16 protein-coding genes and 1 pseudogene are annotated in these 15,237 nt (G+C 72.7%); 11 read left to right on the top strand and 6 right to left on the bottom strand.

Translation table 11 applies throughout. The features are described 5' to 3' along the window. Positions 1 to 52: 52 nt before the first annotated feature. Together ACIBNA_RS30820 and ACIBNA_RS30815 are read right to left on the bottom strand one after the other, a co-directional pair. Positions 53 to 1,018: an NAD-dependent epimerase/dehydratase family protein gene (locus tag ACIBNA_RS30820; RefSeq protein WP_399168455.1), complete on the bottom strand. Its 966-nt coding sequence runs from the start codon at positions 1,016 to 1,018 to the stop codon at positions 53 to 55. A 445-nt stretch (positions 1,019 to 1,463) separates the two neighbouring features. Beyond that, a complete protein-coding gene (locus ACIBNA_RS30815) occupies positions 1,464 to 1,991 on the bottom strand; it encodes a hypothetical protein (protein ID WP_399168454.1) in 528 nt (175 codons plus the stop codon). A gap of 267 nt (positions 1,992 to 2,258) precedes the next feature. Here ACIBNA_RS30815 and ACIBNA_RS30810 point away from each other — a divergent pair, with 267 nt between their 5' ends. Further along, positions 2,259 to 2,786 carry a hypothetical protein gene (locus ACIBNA_RS30810; RefSeq protein ID WP_399168453.1) on the top strand — a complete coding sequence of 176 codons (528 nt, stop codon included), beginning with the start codon at positions 2,259 to 2,261 and terminating at the stop codon, positions 2,784 to 2,786. A 27-nt stretch (positions 2,787 to 2,813) separates the two neighbouring features. Here the strand turns inward: ACIBNA_RS30810 and ACIBNA_RS30805 are convergent, their stop codons facing one another. Continuing rightward, the gene (locus tag ACIBNA_RS30805) at positions 2,814 to 3,137 is read right to left on the bottom strand and encodes a hypothetical protein (protein ID WP_399168452.1); all 324 of its coding nucleotides are present in this window, start codon (positions 3,135 to 3,137) and stop codon (positions 2,814 to 2,816) included. A 75-nt stretch (positions 3,138 to 3,212) separates the two neighbouring features. Between ACIBNA_RS30805 and ACIBNA_RS30800 the strand changes: the two genes are divergently transcribed. Then, entirely contained in the window at positions 3,213 to 3,446 is a 234-nt protein-coding gene (locus ACIBNA_RS30800) for a hypothetical protein (RefSeq protein WP_399168450.1), read from the top strand. 35 nt (positions 3,447 to 3,481) lie between these two features. Continuing rightward, a complete protein-coding gene (locus ACIBNA_RS30795) occupies positions 3,482 to 4,336 on the top strand; it encodes a fructosamine kinase family protein (RefSeq protein WP_399168449.1) in 855 nt (284 codons plus the stop codon). A gap of 4 nt (positions 4,337 to 4,340) precedes the next feature. Here the strand turns inward: ACIBNA_RS30795 and ACIBNA_RS30790 are convergent, their stop codons facing one another. Together ACIBNA_RS30790 and ACIBNA_RS30785 are read right to left on the bottom strand one after the other, a co-directional pair. Next, positions 4,341 to 5,999, bottom strand: coding sequence for a catalase (locus ACIBNA_RS30790; protein ID WP_399168448.1), 1,659 nt, complete (start codon positions 5,997 to 5,999; stop codon positions 4,341 to 4,343). A 388-nt stretch (positions 6,000 to 6,387) separates the two neighbouring features. Continuing rightward, positions 6,388 to 7,662, bottom strand: a complete 1,275-nt coding sequence (locus tag ACIBNA_RS30785; protein ID WP_399168447.1) for a hypothetical protein — start codon at positions 7,660 to 7,662, stop codon at positions 6,388 to 6,390. Positions 7,663 to 7,758: 96 nt separating this feature from the next. On the opposite strand from ACIBNA_RS30785, the gene ACIBNA_RS30780 reads away from it, so the two are divergent. Next, positions 7,759 to 8,373 carry a hypothetical protein gene (locus tag ACIBNA_RS30780; protein ID WP_399168446.1) on the top strand — a complete coding sequence of 205 codons (615 nt, stop codon included), beginning with the start codon at positions 7,759 to 7,761 and terminating at the stop codon, positions 8,371 to 8,373. A 105-nt stretch (positions 8,374 to 8,478) separates the two neighbouring features. Further along, positions 8,479 to 8,920 (top strand): annotated as a pseudogene (locus ACIBNA_RS30775) (hypothetical protein). A 94-nt stretch (positions 8,921 to 9,014) separates the two neighbouring features. Here ACIBNA_RS30775 and ACIBNA_RS30770 read toward each other — a convergent pair. Then, positions 9,015 to 9,251, bottom strand: coding sequence for a hypothetical protein (locus ACIBNA_RS30770; protein ID WP_399168445.1), 237 nt, complete (start codon positions 9,249 to 9,251; stop codon positions 9,015 to 9,017). Positions 9,252 to 9,594: 343 nt separating this feature from the next. Between ACIBNA_RS30770 and ACIBNA_RS30765 the strand changes: the two genes are divergently transcribed. From ACIBNA_RS30765 to ACIBNA_RS30740, 6 genes are read left to right on the top strand one after another with little or no spacing between them, the layout of a single operon-like run. Then, on the top strand, positions 9,595 to 11,301 hold the full coding sequence (locus tag ACIBNA_RS30765; RefSeq protein ID WP_399168444.1) for an ATP-binding protein: 1,707 nt from the start codon (positions 9,595 to 9,597) through the stop codon (positions 11,299 to 11,301). Further along, positions 11,298 to 11,720: a roadblock/LC7 domain-containing protein gene (locus ACIBNA_RS30760; RefSeq protein ID WP_037673550.1), complete on the top strand. Its 423-nt coding sequence runs from the start codon at positions 11,298 to 11,300 to the stop codon at positions 11,718 to 11,720. The genes ACIBNA_RS30765 and ACIBNA_RS30760 overlap by 4 nt, the downstream gene beginning before the upstream one ends. After that, entirely contained in the window at positions 11,717 to 12,079 is a 363-nt protein-coding gene (locus ACIBNA_RS30755; RefSeq protein ID WP_399168443.1) for a DUF742 domain-containing protein, read from the top strand. The genes ACIBNA_RS30760 and ACIBNA_RS30755 overlap by 4 nt, the downstream gene beginning before the upstream one ends. After that, a complete protein-coding gene (locus tag ACIBNA_RS30750; RefSeq protein ID WP_399168442.1) occupies positions 12,051 to 12,674 on the top strand; it encodes a GTP-binding protein in 624 nt (207 codons plus the stop codon). Before ACIBNA_RS30755 ends, ACIBNA_RS30750 begins: the two co-directional genes overlap by 29 nt. Beyond that, positions 12,671 to 13,909 (top strand): cytochrome P450, encoded by a 1,239-nt coding sequence (locus tag ACIBNA_RS30745; protein ID WP_399168441.1) that lies wholly within the window; start codon positions 12,671 to 12,673, stop codon positions 13,907 to 13,909. The genes ACIBNA_RS30750 and ACIBNA_RS30745 overlap by 4 nt, the downstream gene beginning before the upstream one ends. Further along, positions 13,906 to 15,132 (top strand): cytochrome P450, encoded by a 1,227-nt coding sequence (locus tag ACIBNA_RS30740; RefSeq protein ID WP_399168440.1) that lies wholly within the window; start codon positions 13,906 to 13,908, stop codon positions 15,130 to 15,132. The genes ACIBNA_RS30745 and ACIBNA_RS30740 overlap by 4 nt, the downstream gene beginning before the upstream one ends. The last annotated feature ends 105 nt before the right edge of the window (positions 15,133 to 15,237 follow it).

The following is a 15,237-nucleotide window of genomic DNA, read 5'->3' as shown; positions in this document are numbered from 1 at the left end:
TTTCGGCGGTCGGGAGAGAACCGGACGCGGTGGTGCGGGGGGCCCGGGCGGGTCAGTCGTCGGTTCCGTCCTCGCGGAACCAGGCGATCGTGCGCCGCAGCCCCTCCTCGGCGCGCACCTGCGGTTCCCAGCCGAGCTTGTCGCGGGCCAGCGCGATGTCCGGGCAGCGCACGGCCGGGTCGTCCACCGGGCGTTCGATGAAGCGGATCTCCGACGGGGAGCCGGCGAGTTCGACGACCAGCCGGGCCAGGTCGAGCATGGTGATCTCGGTCGGGTTGCCGATGTTGACCGGGCCGCGCATGCCGTGGGCGGCCGCCGCGAGGATGCCGCGGACGGTGTCGTCGACGTAGCACAGCGACCGGGTCTGACGGCCGTCGCCGGTCACGGTGAGGGGCTCGCCGGCCAGGGCCTGCCGTACGAAGGTCGGCACCGCGCGTCCGTCGTGGCCGCGCATCCGCGGGCCGTATGTGTTGAACAGCCGCACGATGCAGGTGTCGGTGCCGTGGGTGCCGGCGTGGGCGGTGGTCAGCGCCTCGCCGAAGCGTTTGGCCTCGTCATAGACGCTGCGCGGGCCGACCGGGTTGACGTTGCCCCAGTAGCTCTCGTCCTGGGGGTTGTGCTGCGGGTCGCCGTAGACCTCGGACGTCGAGGCGAGGACGAAGCGGGCGCGGGAGGACCGTGCGAGTTCCAGGGCGTTGCGGGTGCCGAGGCTGCCCGTCTCCATGGTGTGCAGCGGCAGTCGCAGGTAGTCCGCGGGGGACGCCGGGGAGGCGAAGTGCAGGACGAGGTCGGGCCTTCGCTTGATCCGCATGCCCTCGGCGACGTTGGCCTGCACGAGCGTGAAGCCGGGCCGTTCGAGCAGCGGGGATATGTTCTCGGGCCGGCCGGTGCTGAAGTCGTCCACGCAGGTGACGGCCCCGCCCGCGTCCAGCAGGGCGGCGCACAGGTGGGAGCCGACGAACCCGGCGCCGCCCGTGACGACGGCGTGTCCCCAGCTCCGTGAGAGGGCGGTGGTCATCTCGGTCTCTCCTCCGTCAGCGGCGTGTGGCCCGGCACGACCGTGTGCGCCTCGTGCCGCCGAGGGTGGCCGGAGGCCGTCGAGCCCACGATCAGCGTCCGCCGACGGTGCGACCGAGGCACGGTCGCTTACGGCAAACCGGTGAGTCACGGAGGGTGAGGGATTGAGGTTACCGGCTGTTCGTGCAGGCCGGGGGGTGGGTGGAGAGCTGGGGGCCGGGGGTGCTCGTCCAGCCTGTGACGGGGGCACGGGGCAGGCGCTGGGGTGGGCGGGCCGAAACCGCGGGGGGCCGACAGGCAGAGCCGTCGCGGGTCTGTGGACCAACACCTTCGCGGACCGGGGGCCAACGCCGCCGCGGACCGGCGGACAGACACCGCCGAAGGCCGGCGGACCGAGACCGCCGTGCGCCGGTGGGGCGTGCCCCGCAGGGACACCCCCGCCCGTGTCAGGCGATCAGCGTGCGGCCCGGGTGCAGGCGGTCGAGGAGTTGGGAGTGGTGCAGTTCGGCCACGGGGGCGAGCAGGTCGGGGTGGCGCAGCAGGGCGGCGGCGCGCTGATCGCTGTCGTCGGGCGCGACGAGCCGGCGGAACTCGGCCGGTGTGCCGGCGCTGTGGTCGCCCTCGGCGAGCGCGGCCACCGCCAGTTCGGCCAGCTGCGGGTCGGTGAGCAGACTGGCCGCCCAGCTCGCGACGACCTCGTCCACCCAGGTGCGCCAGGCGGGCGTGTCCACGTCGTCGCCCAGGGACGCGTCGGCGCCGGTGACCCAGTCCAGCCGCGCGGAGCCGCCGGGGCCCGCCACGTCGACCAGGGCGGCGTCCATCGCCGTCGGGTACCTGAGCCATGCCGCGACCGTCACGGCCTGCCGGGCCTGCACCTCGCACAGCGCGGCGGCGAGCGCGCCGCCGGAGGCGGGGAAGGCGCGGGTCAGCCACTGGGCGGTCGCCGCTATGACAGGGGAGAGGTCTGCTTGCACTGCCGGGCCGTCCGAGAGGGTGGGGAAGCGGGGATCTGCCCGTAGACGGTAGCCGCCGCCCCGCGCACCCGGACGTGATCGGGACCTCGTCCAGGATGTGGCCTCGGCCACATTCCAAACGGCCTGGGGCGCAGCGAGACCGTTCCCGTTTCGCCGGGAGGGGCCCGGGCACCCGCCCCACGTAATCCTCCGCAAGCCGGAAAAGTCCGGCGAACCCCCTGTTCCGGCGGCCCTGGGGCAGGGCCGGAGCAGGACAGGAGCAGTGTCATGACGCGAACTGATCCGCCGGGCGCCCAGCGTGCTCCGGCCACCGACATGTCGCTGCTGGGCATCTACCTCAACGACCATCTCGCCGGCGCCACCGCCGGGACCGCGCGGATTCGCTATCTGCTGCGCTCGTGCCGGGGTACGGCGCTCGCCGACGCCCTGGCCCCCGTCGCCGCCGAGATCGCCGAGGACCGGGCGAGCCTGCTCCACATCATGCGGCGGCTCGACGTCCCGGTGCGGCGCTACAAGGTGTACGCGGGCCGCGCGGCCGAGCAGATGGGCCGGCTGAAGAGCAACGGCAGCCTGGTACGGCGGTCCCCGCTGAGCACGCTGTGGGAGCTGGAGGCGATGGGGCTCGGGGTCGAGGGCAAGACGGCCGGCTGGCAGACGCTGCGCGCCCTGGCCGCCACGGACGCGCGCCTCGACGCGCGGCAGCTCGACGACCTCGTCGAACGGGCCCGGCGGCAGCGCGCCACCCTGGAGGAACTGCGCCGCAAGCAGGTCGAGGTCGCCTTCCGCGAGACCTGACGCGCAGGCCCCGCCGCCAACCCTGCCTTACCAGAACCTGCTGCTGAGAGTCGGCTGATGCGACAGCTCCACGGCGTCCCGCAACCGCAGCGCGACGCTGATGGTGGCGCGCAGGGCGGAGGGACGTACGGTCTGGGCGGTCTCCGTGGCCAGGACCAGCAGGCAGGCCGCCGCCTGCTCGACGACCGACGCGGGGAGGGTGAAGTCGTTGTCGGCGGCCGCGCGGAAGGCCTTCAGGGGGATCGCGGCCCCGTCGATGGCCCGGTGCGCGGCCTGCTCCAGGTGCTGTGCGGCCTGTTCGCACACGGGGGCGGGCAGGGCGATGGTGCGCTGGAACGGTGAACTCGTCATGCTCCGACTGCTCCCCCGGCGGCACCCGGTTCTGTCGGCGGACGACGGGATTTCACCGTCCCGCGTGACCGGGGCGTGGCGAATGTCCCGGAATCGAAACGGCCTCCGAGTGGGGCCGGCAAGGCGGACCGGGTCGAGGCGGACCGGGTCGAGGCGGACCGGGTCGAGGCGGACCGGGTCGAGGCGGACCGGGTCGAGGCGGACCGGGTCGAGTGCCGTCTGCGGGTGCGTGGGGGCCGGTCGCGCCCCTGCGGCGGAGCCGCACATCGACACGGCCCCGCGCCCGTGATGGGCCTGGTCGTACTCTGAGTGTCGATCAAGCTCGGAGTCGAGGAGGAGCGCGTATGACCGCCAGTACGGAAGTCGTGGCCCGGCTCACCGGGCGGGCGGTCACCGGGGAACGGCCCCTGTCCGGGGCCCTCGCCGAGGTCACACTCGACGACGGGCGGGTGGTGATCGTCAAGCGTGCCGACGCTCCGGGGGCGACGCGAGCCGAGGCGGCCGGGCTTCGCTGGCTGGCCGGCGCCGGCACGGTGCGGATACCGGATGTGCACGGTCACGACGGGATCTGGCTGGTCGTCGACCGGGTCGCAAAGGGGCGGCCGAGCCGGGAGGCGGCGGTGCGTTTCGGCCGTGACCTGGCCGCCCTGCACGCCGCCGGGGCGCCCGCGTTCGGCGCGCCGCCCCCGGACGGGCCGACGGACGCGTACATCGGGCTCGCCCCGATGCGCAACGAGACCGGCACCGACTGGCCGGTCTGGTACGCCGAGCATCGCGTGCTGCCGTATCTGCGGCGCGCGGTCGACCAGGGCACCGTCCGGTCCGGGGAGGCGGCCGTCGTGGAGCGGCTGTGCGAGCGGCTGCCGGAGCTGGCGGGGCCCGCCGAGCCGCCCGCGCGGCTGCACGGCGATCTGTGGAACGGCAACGTGCTGTGGGGGGTGGACGGGCATGTCCGGCTGATCGACCCGGCCGCGCACGGCGGGCACCGCGAGACCGACCTGGCGATGCTGCGTCTGTTCGGCTGTCCGCACCTGGAGCAGGTGCTGGACGGCTACCAGGAGGCGGCGCCGCTCGCCGACGGCTGGGCGGACCGCGTCGGCGTGCACCAGCTGTTCCCGCTGCTGGTGCACGCCGTGCTGTTCGGCCGCAGCTACGCGGATCAGCCCCTCGCGGTGGCCCGTAGCGCCCTGGCGGGGTGACCGGTCAGCGAGTCACGACGTGCCGTTCGTCCGGCACGCAGTGGGTCATGGTGAGGCCCTCGACGTCGCGCGGCTGGTTCTTGCCCAGCTTGGCCAGGCGTTCGCGGTCCTCGTCCGTGAGGTCCTGGCTGGCCAGCGGCTCCAGACCGGCGACGTCCTCCGGGCCGATGCCCAGTCCCTCGCCGACCCGCAGTCCGAGGTCGTTCTCGACCAGCAGGAAGTGCCAGACCATGCGCTCCTGGACGGGCCGGTCGCACTCGGACAGCAGGTCGATGAAGTTCTTCACCAGGTCCTCGCGTTCCCAGTCCTCCAGGAGCAGGTAGCGCTGGCCTGCCTGCATGTAGTCGTTGGTGCGGGGGATGCGCTTGCGGGTGAGCCGCCCCTCGATGACGGGTCCCTGCTCGTCGTGGGTCGGGTAGCGGGCCTCGCGCAGGCCGCCGGTGATCGACGGCTCGTAGTTGACCTGCGGGTTCTCGCCGCCGCCGTCCACGTGGTACGTCATCTGGCCGTCGCGCTGGTTGGTGCTGACGTCCGCGTTCTTGGCCTGGTTGACGGGCAGTTGCAGGTAGTTCGGGCCGACCCGGTAGCGCTGGGTGTCGCTGTAGGAGAAGGTCCGGCCGACGAGCATCTTGTCGTCGGAGAAGTCCAGGCCGTCGACGAGGACGCCGGTGCCGAAGGAGATCTGCTCGTTCTCGGCGAAGAAGTTCTCCGGCATCCGGTCGAGCACCATCCGGCCGACCGGCTTCGGCGGGAAGTCCTGCTCGGGCCAGGTCTTGGTGTCGTCCAGCGGGTCGAAGTCGAGCTCGGGGTGGTCGTGGTCGTCCATCATCTGGACGAGCAGCTCCCACTCCGGGTAGTCGCCGCGCCCGACCGCCTCGTACAGGTCCTTGGTGGCGTGACCGAGGGAGTCGGCCTGGACGCTCGCCGCGTCCTCCTCGGTCATGCTGCGCACGCCCTGTTTGGGCATCCAGTGGTACTTGACGAGCTTGGTGTCGCCGTCGGCGTTGACCCACTTGTACGTGTTGACGCCGAAGCCCTGCATGTGACGGTAGTCCGCGGGGATGCCGCGCGGGCTGAACAGGTTGACCAGCATGTGCATCGCCTCGGGCGTCTGCGACATGAAGTCGAAGATGCGCCGGGGCTGCTGTTCGAAGGTCACCGGGTCCGGCTTGAGGGCGTGGATGACGTCCGGGAACTTGATCGCGTCGCGGATGAAGAAGACGGCGAGGTTGTTGCCGACCAGGTCCCAGTTGCCGTCCTCCGTGTAGAACTTCACCGCGAAACCACGTGGGTCGCGGGCGGCCTCGGAGGAGTCGCGTCCGCCGATGACGGTGGAGAAGCGGACGGCCACGTCCGTGCGTTTGCCGCGTTCCTGGAACAGTTTGGCCCGGGTGTAGCGGTTGATCGGCTCGTCGCCCCAGGTGCCGTAGGCCTCGAAGTGGCCGTAGGCGGTGACGCCGCGGGCGTGCACGACGCGCTCGGGGATGCGTTCCCGGTCGAAGTGGCTGATCTTCTCCAGGAACTGGTAGTTCTCCAGCGTGGCGGGGCCGCGGGCGCCGACGGTGCGCTGGTTCTGGTTGTCGTAGACCGGATGGCCCTGGCGGTTGGTGAGGACCTTGCGGTCGTCGCCCGGAGCGGGACCGGTACCGGATACGTCCGTCATATGCGTGGGCTCCTTCGGCTCATGGCCGGCGACCGACCGGGTCGGCGCCGCGAGCGGCCGCCCGGCCGGTCCTGGCGGAACGCCCGGGTACCCGGCGGGGCGGGGTCAGTCACGTGCCTCGCGCGGGTGGGGAGCCCTGCGGAACGGCACCGGCGCCGCGGTTCTCACACATGGGGCCGGCGCCGGGCAGCGCCGGCTCGGGCAGGGTCGCGACCTCCGCGGAAGGCGGACGTCAGGTCACCGAAGGCCGCCCGCCGCTGACGTTGGCCTCCTCGACGCCGGTGAACCGCTCCAGGAACTGGAGGGCACAGGTGTGGTCGAAGGGCTCGGAGGAGACCCAGCTGCCCCACGGTTTCAGTGCGTGAACCGGGGCGCGGTCAGGGGCCGGCTACGCGTGCCGTCCCTTGCACACGGACCAGACCTCCGCGAGGAGGGCCGGGTGGTTCTCGCCGTACGTGACGACGGCCGCGAACACCGCGTCGAGGGCCGCCCGGAGCGGGTCGGGTTCGGTGGCGCCCGTCACCGCAGGGAGGGCCATGTGCGGCTGCGACATCCGCAGGGACGAGTCCGGTCGGCCGATGGTGAACGCCCCGGCGTACGGGGCGGAGCTGGAGGCAGGCGATTTCGCCACGGCGGCCGCCGGGCCCACGACGGCCCCTGCCACCTCCTGGGGCTGCGGCAGGGAGGCGCCCGGGGTCGCGGGCGGTCGGAAGGGGGGCCGCTCGGAAGGGACGGCCCGGCCGACGGTGCGGTCCGGGACACGCGGGTCGGTGGCCAGGGTCTGCCACATGCGGGCGTCGTCGTCGAACGGCGGCGGCAGCGGACGGCCTTCGGCCAGGGCCGACAGCGCGTCGGCGACCCAGTCGAGGGCGGTGAGGCCGGCCGCTTCACACGCCCGGCGGGCCGCGAACACGGCCACCGCACGCTGGGTGGCGGGGCCGGAGGCGTCGATCGCGTGGAGCAGGGCGGGGTCGAATTCGAGGAGGCCGCGGACGTTGCCGCCGACGTCGCGCAGGGCCTGGCTCGGTGGCTGGCCGCCCCATTGCCATCGTTCGAAGGCGAGCCGGCGTTCCCGCTGCGCCGTCTCCTGCGCGAGGCGGGCCTGGCGTTCGGCTTCGGCGCGTTCGGCCGGTGTGGGAGGCGGCGGTAGCTCGCGGGCGTAGCGGTGCCGGTAGGCGGCGATCCGCGAGGTCTGCTTCAGGACGCGGTCCGGCTCGGGCGGCGCGGGCCAGAACTGGAGTAGGTAGCGGTCGAGTTGGGGCTCGCCGTCCAGGCGGGTGTCCCGCTCGCTCGCCTGGTCCATTCCCCTGGCGCAGTACCGCACCCGGTGGTCGGTCTGCTCCAGATCGAGCGGCCAGGAGGCTCCCCCTCCCCATTCCACGAGTGCGCTGTCCGCCGACACCGGACGGAAAGACACCTCCACCACGTCCTCCCAGGCCGGATCCAGCGGCGGCGCCTGCTCGTGCACCTCGACCGTGAAGCCCACGTCGCCGGTGTGCAGGCCGGTGCTCAGCCACAGAGCGCCCGGTGTCGCCGCCCCGCACAGTCCCGCACTCTGCCCGGCGAAAGCCTCCTCGAGGTCCGGCCCGAAGCTGTCCGGATCGGTCTCGACGTAGATCTGGCCGTAGTGCACATGGACCTCTCCCTCGACCGGCCTGCGCACGATCAGCTCCTTCTCGTCCGGGGATGCAATGGTGAGCTGTCGGCATCGTGGCATCCGCCACTGACAATCAGAGCGCGATCACGGGAGAGCTGAGGCATGCGGCACGTCTACTGGATCGGGGGCGGGAGCGGCGCGGGCAAGTCCACGATCGCCCGCAGGCTCGCCGAGCGGCACGGCTGGCGTCTCTACGCGACCGACGACGTGATGGGGGATCACGCCCTCCGGACCACGCCCGACGAGGCCCCGTTCCTGCACGAGTTCATGGCCATGGACATGGACGAGCGCTGGGTGAACCGGTCTCCGGAGACCATGCTCCAGACGTTCCACTGGTTCCGTGGTGAGGGCTTCGGGCTGATCGTCGAGGACCTGCTGCGCATGCCGCGTGAGACGTGTGTCGTCGTCGAGGGCTTCCGCCTGCTGCCGCACCTCGTGCAACCCCTGCTCACCGAGCCCGGACACGCCGTCTGGCTCCTGCCCACACCGGAGTTCCGGCAGGCCGCGGTCACGAACCGGGCCACGCCGGAAGGGGAGTTCACGGGCAGGACCAGTGACCCGGAGCGGGCGAACCGCAACCTCGCCGCACGGGACCACATGTTCACGGAACGCCTCCGCAAGGAGACCGCACGCCTCCGGCTGCCCACCGTCACCGTCGATCTCACGATGTCGGAGGACGAACTCACCGAGCGGGTGAGCCGGGTCTTCCGGCTCTGACCCCTTACCACCTCCGGCTCCGCCCCCGCACAACCTCCGGTCGGCGTCAGGTGTCTTCGTCACCGAAAGGAACAATCCGGCCCGACTCGTTCCAACGGGGAACACATGAGCCTGGCCCGCAGCCGTACCCGCCGCGGCACGACCGCAGCCCTCACCGTCCTGATGGCGGCCGCCCTCGGAGCCGCCGGCGCCGGGGCGTCGAACGCCGGCACCGCAGACCCGGCAGATCGCCTCGTCCGTCCTCGGCTCCGACTACAAGATCACTCTCACGGCGCTGCGTTCGACGGAGGACGAGTACGCCGCCTCGGTGCGTCTCCAGGTCTACACGCAGTCCGGCGGCGCCTGGAAGGAGTCGGACCGCGTGACCGTGGGCGACGTGGACGGCTGGTTCTGGTACCCGCTCACCGGCAAGGGTGCCGTCTGCGAGTTCTCGACCGCGAGCACGGAGCCCGCGCCGCTCACGGTGAGCCTGCTGCTGACGCCGTCCCTCGGCTGCTCCGCGCCGGCCGACTACGTCGTGAAGGAGGGCAGGGTCTACGCCGGCTGAGCCGGGCGGCCCGAGTGGTTTTGCCGCCCCGGCAGGAAGAGGGCCCGGACCCCCGCCGGCGGGCGGTGTCCGGGCCGTGCGGCCGCGATGGGCCTCAGCCGCCGTTGAGGCGTGTGCGCAGGAGCGCCTTGCCCAGTTCGGCGCCCTTGCGGCTGTCCGCCTGGGCCTTGCGGAACAGGTCGGCGACCTCGGTGTCCTTGGCGCGCTCCGCGTCCTGGACGTAGCTCTCCAGACGCAGGGCATTGTTCAGGCACGCCTCGACGTACCAGATCAGGTTGTAGTCCTTGTCCTGCGTACCGGTCACGCCGCCGGTCTCCGTCTCGCTGGTCATTCGGACCTCCTTCTTGCGGAGCGGACCTCTTCAGGCGCCGGACGGGTACCCGTCCTCCGGTCGGACACACAGCCCGCCCGCATCACGTTCCGTGACATCCCGATCACCGCCCCACCGAGTGGGGCGCCGACCGGGTGGCCAGACCCGTACGCACCGCCAACTCCCCTCCCCCGCACGGCAATCCCGACAGTTGCCACAGAAGCGAACAGAGACCGGTCACTTTCCGAACGAAGTGCCGCTCCACCGTGCGAGATCGGTCGATGACGGTGTGTACTGTGCTGCGGGTGGCTCGTGAGAGCACCTCGGACTCCGCCCTGCCCGACTCTGACCTGGACTCGACTCGATGATCGAATTACCGGACCTGGTCGTCGGCGGTCTCGCCGTCGGCACACTGTCCGCGTTCGCCCTCGGCGGCGGGTTGCTGCGCTCACGGCGGCAACTGGCCGCGCAGCGCGCCAAGACGGCCGCGCTGCGGGCGCAACTCGACGGCACCACACGGGCGTTCACGGCCGAGGTCGAGCACCTGGCGGCGCGGCGCGTGCCTGCAGCGGCCCGGCAGGTGGCCCATCCTCACGTCGCCGTGCCCGGCCCGCTCAGCCCGCAGCTCGCCGGTTCGCCCCTGGGGCTCGCGCTGGAGCAGGTGCTGAAGGGACTGCAGGCCGAACTCGCCGCGCAGCGCACCCGGATCGACGCCGCCGCACAGGCCGGGATGCGCGGGGCCACCCGGGAGATCCAGGCGGCGCTGTACCGGCTCCAGGACGCCCTGCGCGGTCTGCAACAGCGCTATGACGATCCCGAGTTGGCGCAGACCCTGTTCGAGCTGGACCACGAGAACGAGCAGTCGCTGCGGCGCGCGCAGATCGCCGCGGTGGTGTGCGGGGCCTGGGTGGGACTGGCCCGGGAGGAGTCCCATCTGGTGGACGCGGTGACGGGCGGTCAGGCCCGGCTCGCGGGCTACCAGCGCGTCCGGGTCCACAACCACCTGGCGGCGGGCACGGCCCTGGTGTCCCACGCCGCCGAGCCGGTCGCCATCATCGTCGCCGAGCTCCTCGACAACGCGCTGCGGCACTCCGCGCCCGACACCGACGTGGTGGTCAACCTGGAGGCCGTCCACCACGGTGTCTGTGTCACCGTGGACGACGCCGGGCTGGGCATGACGCAGGACGAACGGGCCCGTGCCCAGCGGATGGTGGCCGGTTCCGAACCGATCCTGCTCACCGAGCTCGGCGACCCGCCGCGCATGGGACTCGCCGCCATCGGCCAGCTGACCCGGCAGTTCGATCTGAGCGTGGACCTGTCCTCCCCGTCCCCGTACGGCGGGGTGCGGGCGGTGCTGCGGGTCGACAGTCACCTGCTGACGCGGATCGATCCCGACGAACTGCCTCCGGCGGCCAGCGCCCCGCGGTCGACGCGCAGGGCGGAGCGGGACACGGCGGGCGGTGCCGCCACGCCCTCCGGTGCCGCCACGCCCTCCGATGCCGCAACATCCCCCGGTGTCGCCACGTCCCGCGGTGCCGGACCGGACGCCTCCGCCCCTGACACGCCTGCCGCCCCTGCCGCCCAAGCCGCCCAGGCCCGCGCATCCGAACCGGCCCCGGCCACCGCCTCCAACGGCTCCGAGCCGTCCCCCGCGTCCCTAAAGCCCGAGCCACCGTCCACCACCACCGCCGTCGCCCACCCCACCGCGTCCGACGATCACGGCTACGGCACGGACCAGGACGACCAGGCCTCCACCGCGGCCTCCGGCCACCACGGCCCCCGCGACAGCGGCGTCCTCCCCCAGCGGCGTCGCCGCAGCCGGGCCACGCCTCCGTCGGGCGCCCCCGCACCCGCACCCGCACCACAGCGCCGGCCGCGGCGCCCCGAGGAGTCCGCCGCCGCCCTGGGCGCCCTCCAGTCCGGCACGGCGGCCGCACGATTTGCCGCCCGGCCGAACACCGGCGCCGTTCCAGCCGTACCTGATGATGCCCCGGCCGCGACCACGGCCGACGGAGCGCCCGACGACACCGGCCGAGACCGGAACGACCACGAAGGGGGAACAGCTCGATGACCAGCCGCGCAACGGGGGACACGGCCTGGGTGCTCGAACCGGTCCTGGAGGTGCCGCACGTCGTGGCAGCCGTCCTGCTCACCCGGGACGGGCTCGTGACGGGCTACACCGACGCGCTGTCGCAGCCGTCGGCCGAGCGGGTCGCCGCCATCACCAGCACCGTGCAGGGCGCGTGCCGTACCGCGGCGGCGGCGTTCGCCGACACCGACCGGGCCGACATCCGGCAGGTCGTCATCGAGTCGGACCACGGCTATGTGCTCATCGTGCCGACGGACCACGGCACCTGTGTGGCCGCGTACGGCGATCCCGAGGTGCGCCTGGACCTGCTCGCGCACCGGGTGCACTCGCAGGTGGCGCGGCTGGGTGAGAAGGCGATGGCCGCCGGGCCCCGAGGTGCCGACGGCGACACTCCGGCATGACCGGCCGCCGAGGCGGCCGTCCCCTGGTTCCCGCGTATCTGTCGACCGGCGGGGTGGCGCGGCCCAGCCGTGCCCATCTGGAGCGGCTGTCGGTCCTCACCGGCAGCGGCGAGCCGGCTCCCGCCGATCTGCCCGCCGCGCAGGCGGCCCTGCTGGAGGAACTGGAGTACGGGTCGCTGACGGTGGTGGAGGCCGCGGCCCTGCTGCGGCTGCCCGTCACCGCCGTACTGGTGCTGGCCGCCGACCTCATCGACCGCGACCTGGTACTGGCCCGCGCGCCGATCCCGCCCGCCCAGCGCTTCGACCCCGACCTGCTGAAGAGAGTGGCCGATGGCCTCCGCGACCTCAAGCACCGTTGACACCACCGCCGGCGGCGGCATCCATCTCCCGGACACCGCCCGCGACCTGGTGAAGATCCTGGTCACGGGGCCTTTCGGGGTGGGCAAGACCACCCTGATCGGCTCCGTCTCGGAGATCCGCCCGCTGCATACGGAGGAGCAGCTCACCGAGGCGTCCGCGCAGGTCGACGATCTCGCCGGGGTCCGGGACAAGTCGACCACCACGGTCGCCATCGACTTCGGCCGGATCAGCCTGCCGGGCGGGATCGTGCTGTATCTGTTCGGCACGCCCGGCCAGGAGCGGTTCCGGTCGCTGTGGGACGACATCGCCCACGGGGCCCTCGGCGCGCTCGTGCTGGTCGACGCCCGCCGGATCGACGCCTCCTTCGACGTGCTCGGGCTGGTGGAGGAGACCGGGCTGCCGTACGCGGTCGCCTTCAACACCTTTCCGGACGCACCCCGCCACCACACGCCCGAGCAGTTGCGCGCCGCCCTGGACCTGGACACGACGACCCCGATGGTGACCTGCGACGCGCGCGAGGCGGACTCCTCGATCGACTCCCTGCTCGCCCTGGTCCAGCACCTGATCGACCGTCGACCCGCGGAGCACCGGTGACCAACCCGTCCCCTGCCGAGCAGGCCTTCTCTCTCGCGGCGCCCGTCCGCCTGTGGGAGGACGGCTTCGCCCGCGATCCCCACCCGTACTACGCCGCCCTGCGCGCCCAGGGGCCGATCGGCTGGGCGGAACTCGCGCCCGGTGTGCCGGTGTACGTCGTCACGGACCGGCGGGCGGCGCTGGATCTGCTGCACGACACGAAGACGTTCTCACACGATCCCCGGCCGTGGCAGGCGACCGTCCCCGACGACTCCCCCGTGCTCGGGATGATGCGCTGGCGGCCCAACACCCTGTTCGCCGACGGCGCCGCCCACATCCGCTACCGCACCACGCTGATCGACGCCTTCGACCTGGTGGAGCCGCACGACCTGCGGGCCCGGGTGCACCGGGCGGTGCATCTGCTGGTGAGCCGGATCGGACCGCGGGGCGAAGCCGACCTGGTCGGCGAGTTCACCCGGCCGCTGATGGCGCTGGTGTTCAACAGCCTGTTCGGGCTGCCGGACAGCGCGAGCGACCGGCTCGACGCCGTACTCGGCAAGCTGATCGAGGGCGGCGCGCAGGCGGCGGAGGGCGAGGCGGAGTACGCCGGATACGTGCTGGAGCTGATCGCGGCCAAGACCGAGCGGCGCGGCGACGACCTGCCGAGCTGGCTGCTGGACCATCCGGCGGGGCTGACCCCGGAGGAGGTCACCTGGCAGGTGTTCCTCACGCTCGGCGCGGGACACGAGCCGACGGCCAACCTGGTGTCCAACGCGCTGTCCAGGATCCTCGGCAACCCGGCCTACTACTCGACGCTCACCAGCGGCGCCCGCCCGGTGACGGACGCGGTGCTGGAGGTGCTGCACCACGAGACGCCGCTCGCCAACTACGGCATCCACTACGCCCGCACGCCCGTCACCTTCCACGGTGTGTGGATCAGGGCGGCGGTACCGGTGGTGATCTCGTACGGGGCACTGGCGCAGGCCACCGAGCAGGAGCGCGGCCCGGACCGGCACCCGGGCGACGCCTCCCACCTGTCCTGGTCGGCGGGGCCGCACGCCTGCCCGGTCCGGCAGCACACGCTGCTCATCGCCACCGAGGCGATCGAACGGCTCACCCAGTGGCTGCCCGACCTCGAACCCGTGCTGCCCCGCGAGCGCCTCACCTGGCGGCCCGGCCCCTTCCACCGCTCGCTGACGGCGCTGCCCGTCCGTTTCACTCCCCGCTCCCCCGACCAGCCAGGAGGACGACCGTGACCGTGACCGACCGCATCACCCTCGACCCGTTAGGCACCGATATCGCCGCCGAGAGCGCCCGGCTGCGCGCCCTCGGCCCGATCGTGCCCGTGGAGTTGCCCGGCGGCATCCCCGTCTGGGCACCCACGCGCTACGACACGCTGAAGGAACTCATCCTCGACCCGCGGGTCAGCAGGGACCCGCGGCTGCACTGGCGGCTGTGGCCCGAGATCGGCGAGCATCCGTCCTGGGGCTGGATCCTGGGCTGGGTGGGCGTGGTCAACATGCTCTCCACCTACGGCGCGGACCACACGCGGCTGCGCAAGCTGGTGGCGCCCAGCTTCACGCACCGGCGCACCGAGGCGATGCGGCCCCGGGTGGAGGCGATCACCGCGGAGCTGCTGGACGCGCTCGACGCGGCCGACGGCGAGGTCGTGGACATCAAGGAGGGGTTCGCCCATCCGCTGCCGATGCGCATCATCTGCGAACTGTTCGGCGTGCCGGACGAGTTGTGGGAGGACACCGGCCGGCTCGTCGCGGCCATCATGGACACCTCCGACCCGAGCCCGGAGCACGCGGCGTCCGTGCAGCGGCAGATCGGCACGGTGCTGCCCGCGCTGATCGCGTACAAGACCGCGCATCCCGGTGACGACATGACCACCGAGCTGATCCGGGTCCGGGACGAGGACGGCGACCGGCTCAGCGACGAGGAACTGCTGTACACGCTGCTGCTGGTCATCGGGGCCGGGTTCGAGACCACCGTCAACCTGATAGGCAACGCGGCCGTCGCCCTGCTCCGCCGCCCCGAGCAGCTCGCCGCCGTACGGTCCGGGGAGATCGGCTGGGACGCCGTCGTCGACGAGACGCTGCGCGCGCACCCGTCGATCGCCGCGCTGCCGCTCCGGTTCGCCGTCACCGACCTCACCGTCGGCGACGTCACGATCCCGGCCGGCGACGCCATCATCACGACGTACGCCGCCGCGGGGCTCGACCCCGAGCACTACGGGCCGGACGCCGACGACTTCGACGCCACGCGCGCCGCCGACGACCATCTGGCGTTCGGGATCGGGGTCCACCGCTGCATCGGGGCACCCCTGGCCCGTCTGGAGGCACTCACCGCGCTGCCGGCGCTGTTCGACCGGTTCCCCGGCCTGAGCCTGGCCACCGGTGACGAGGGCCTGCGGCAGGTGCCGTCCTTCATCGCCTTCGGCTGGCAGGAGATCCCGGTGCGGCTGCGGGGCTGAGGCAACAGGAGGGAGGCCGCCTCACCGGGCAGCTCGCGGGAGCGCGACCGGTCCCCCGTTCCGGTCGAGCCCCCGCGGTTCGTCGAACCTACGTCCAGGGCAGAG

The organism is Streptomyces sp. NPDC050164 (assembly GCF_044459945.1).
GTDB classification, from domain to species: domain Bacteria; phylum Actinomycetota; class Actinomycetes; order Streptomycetales; family Streptomycetaceae; genus Streptomyces; species Streptomyces coeruleorubidus_A.
This window is presented reverse-complemented; position numbering and strand designations above follow the sequence as displayed.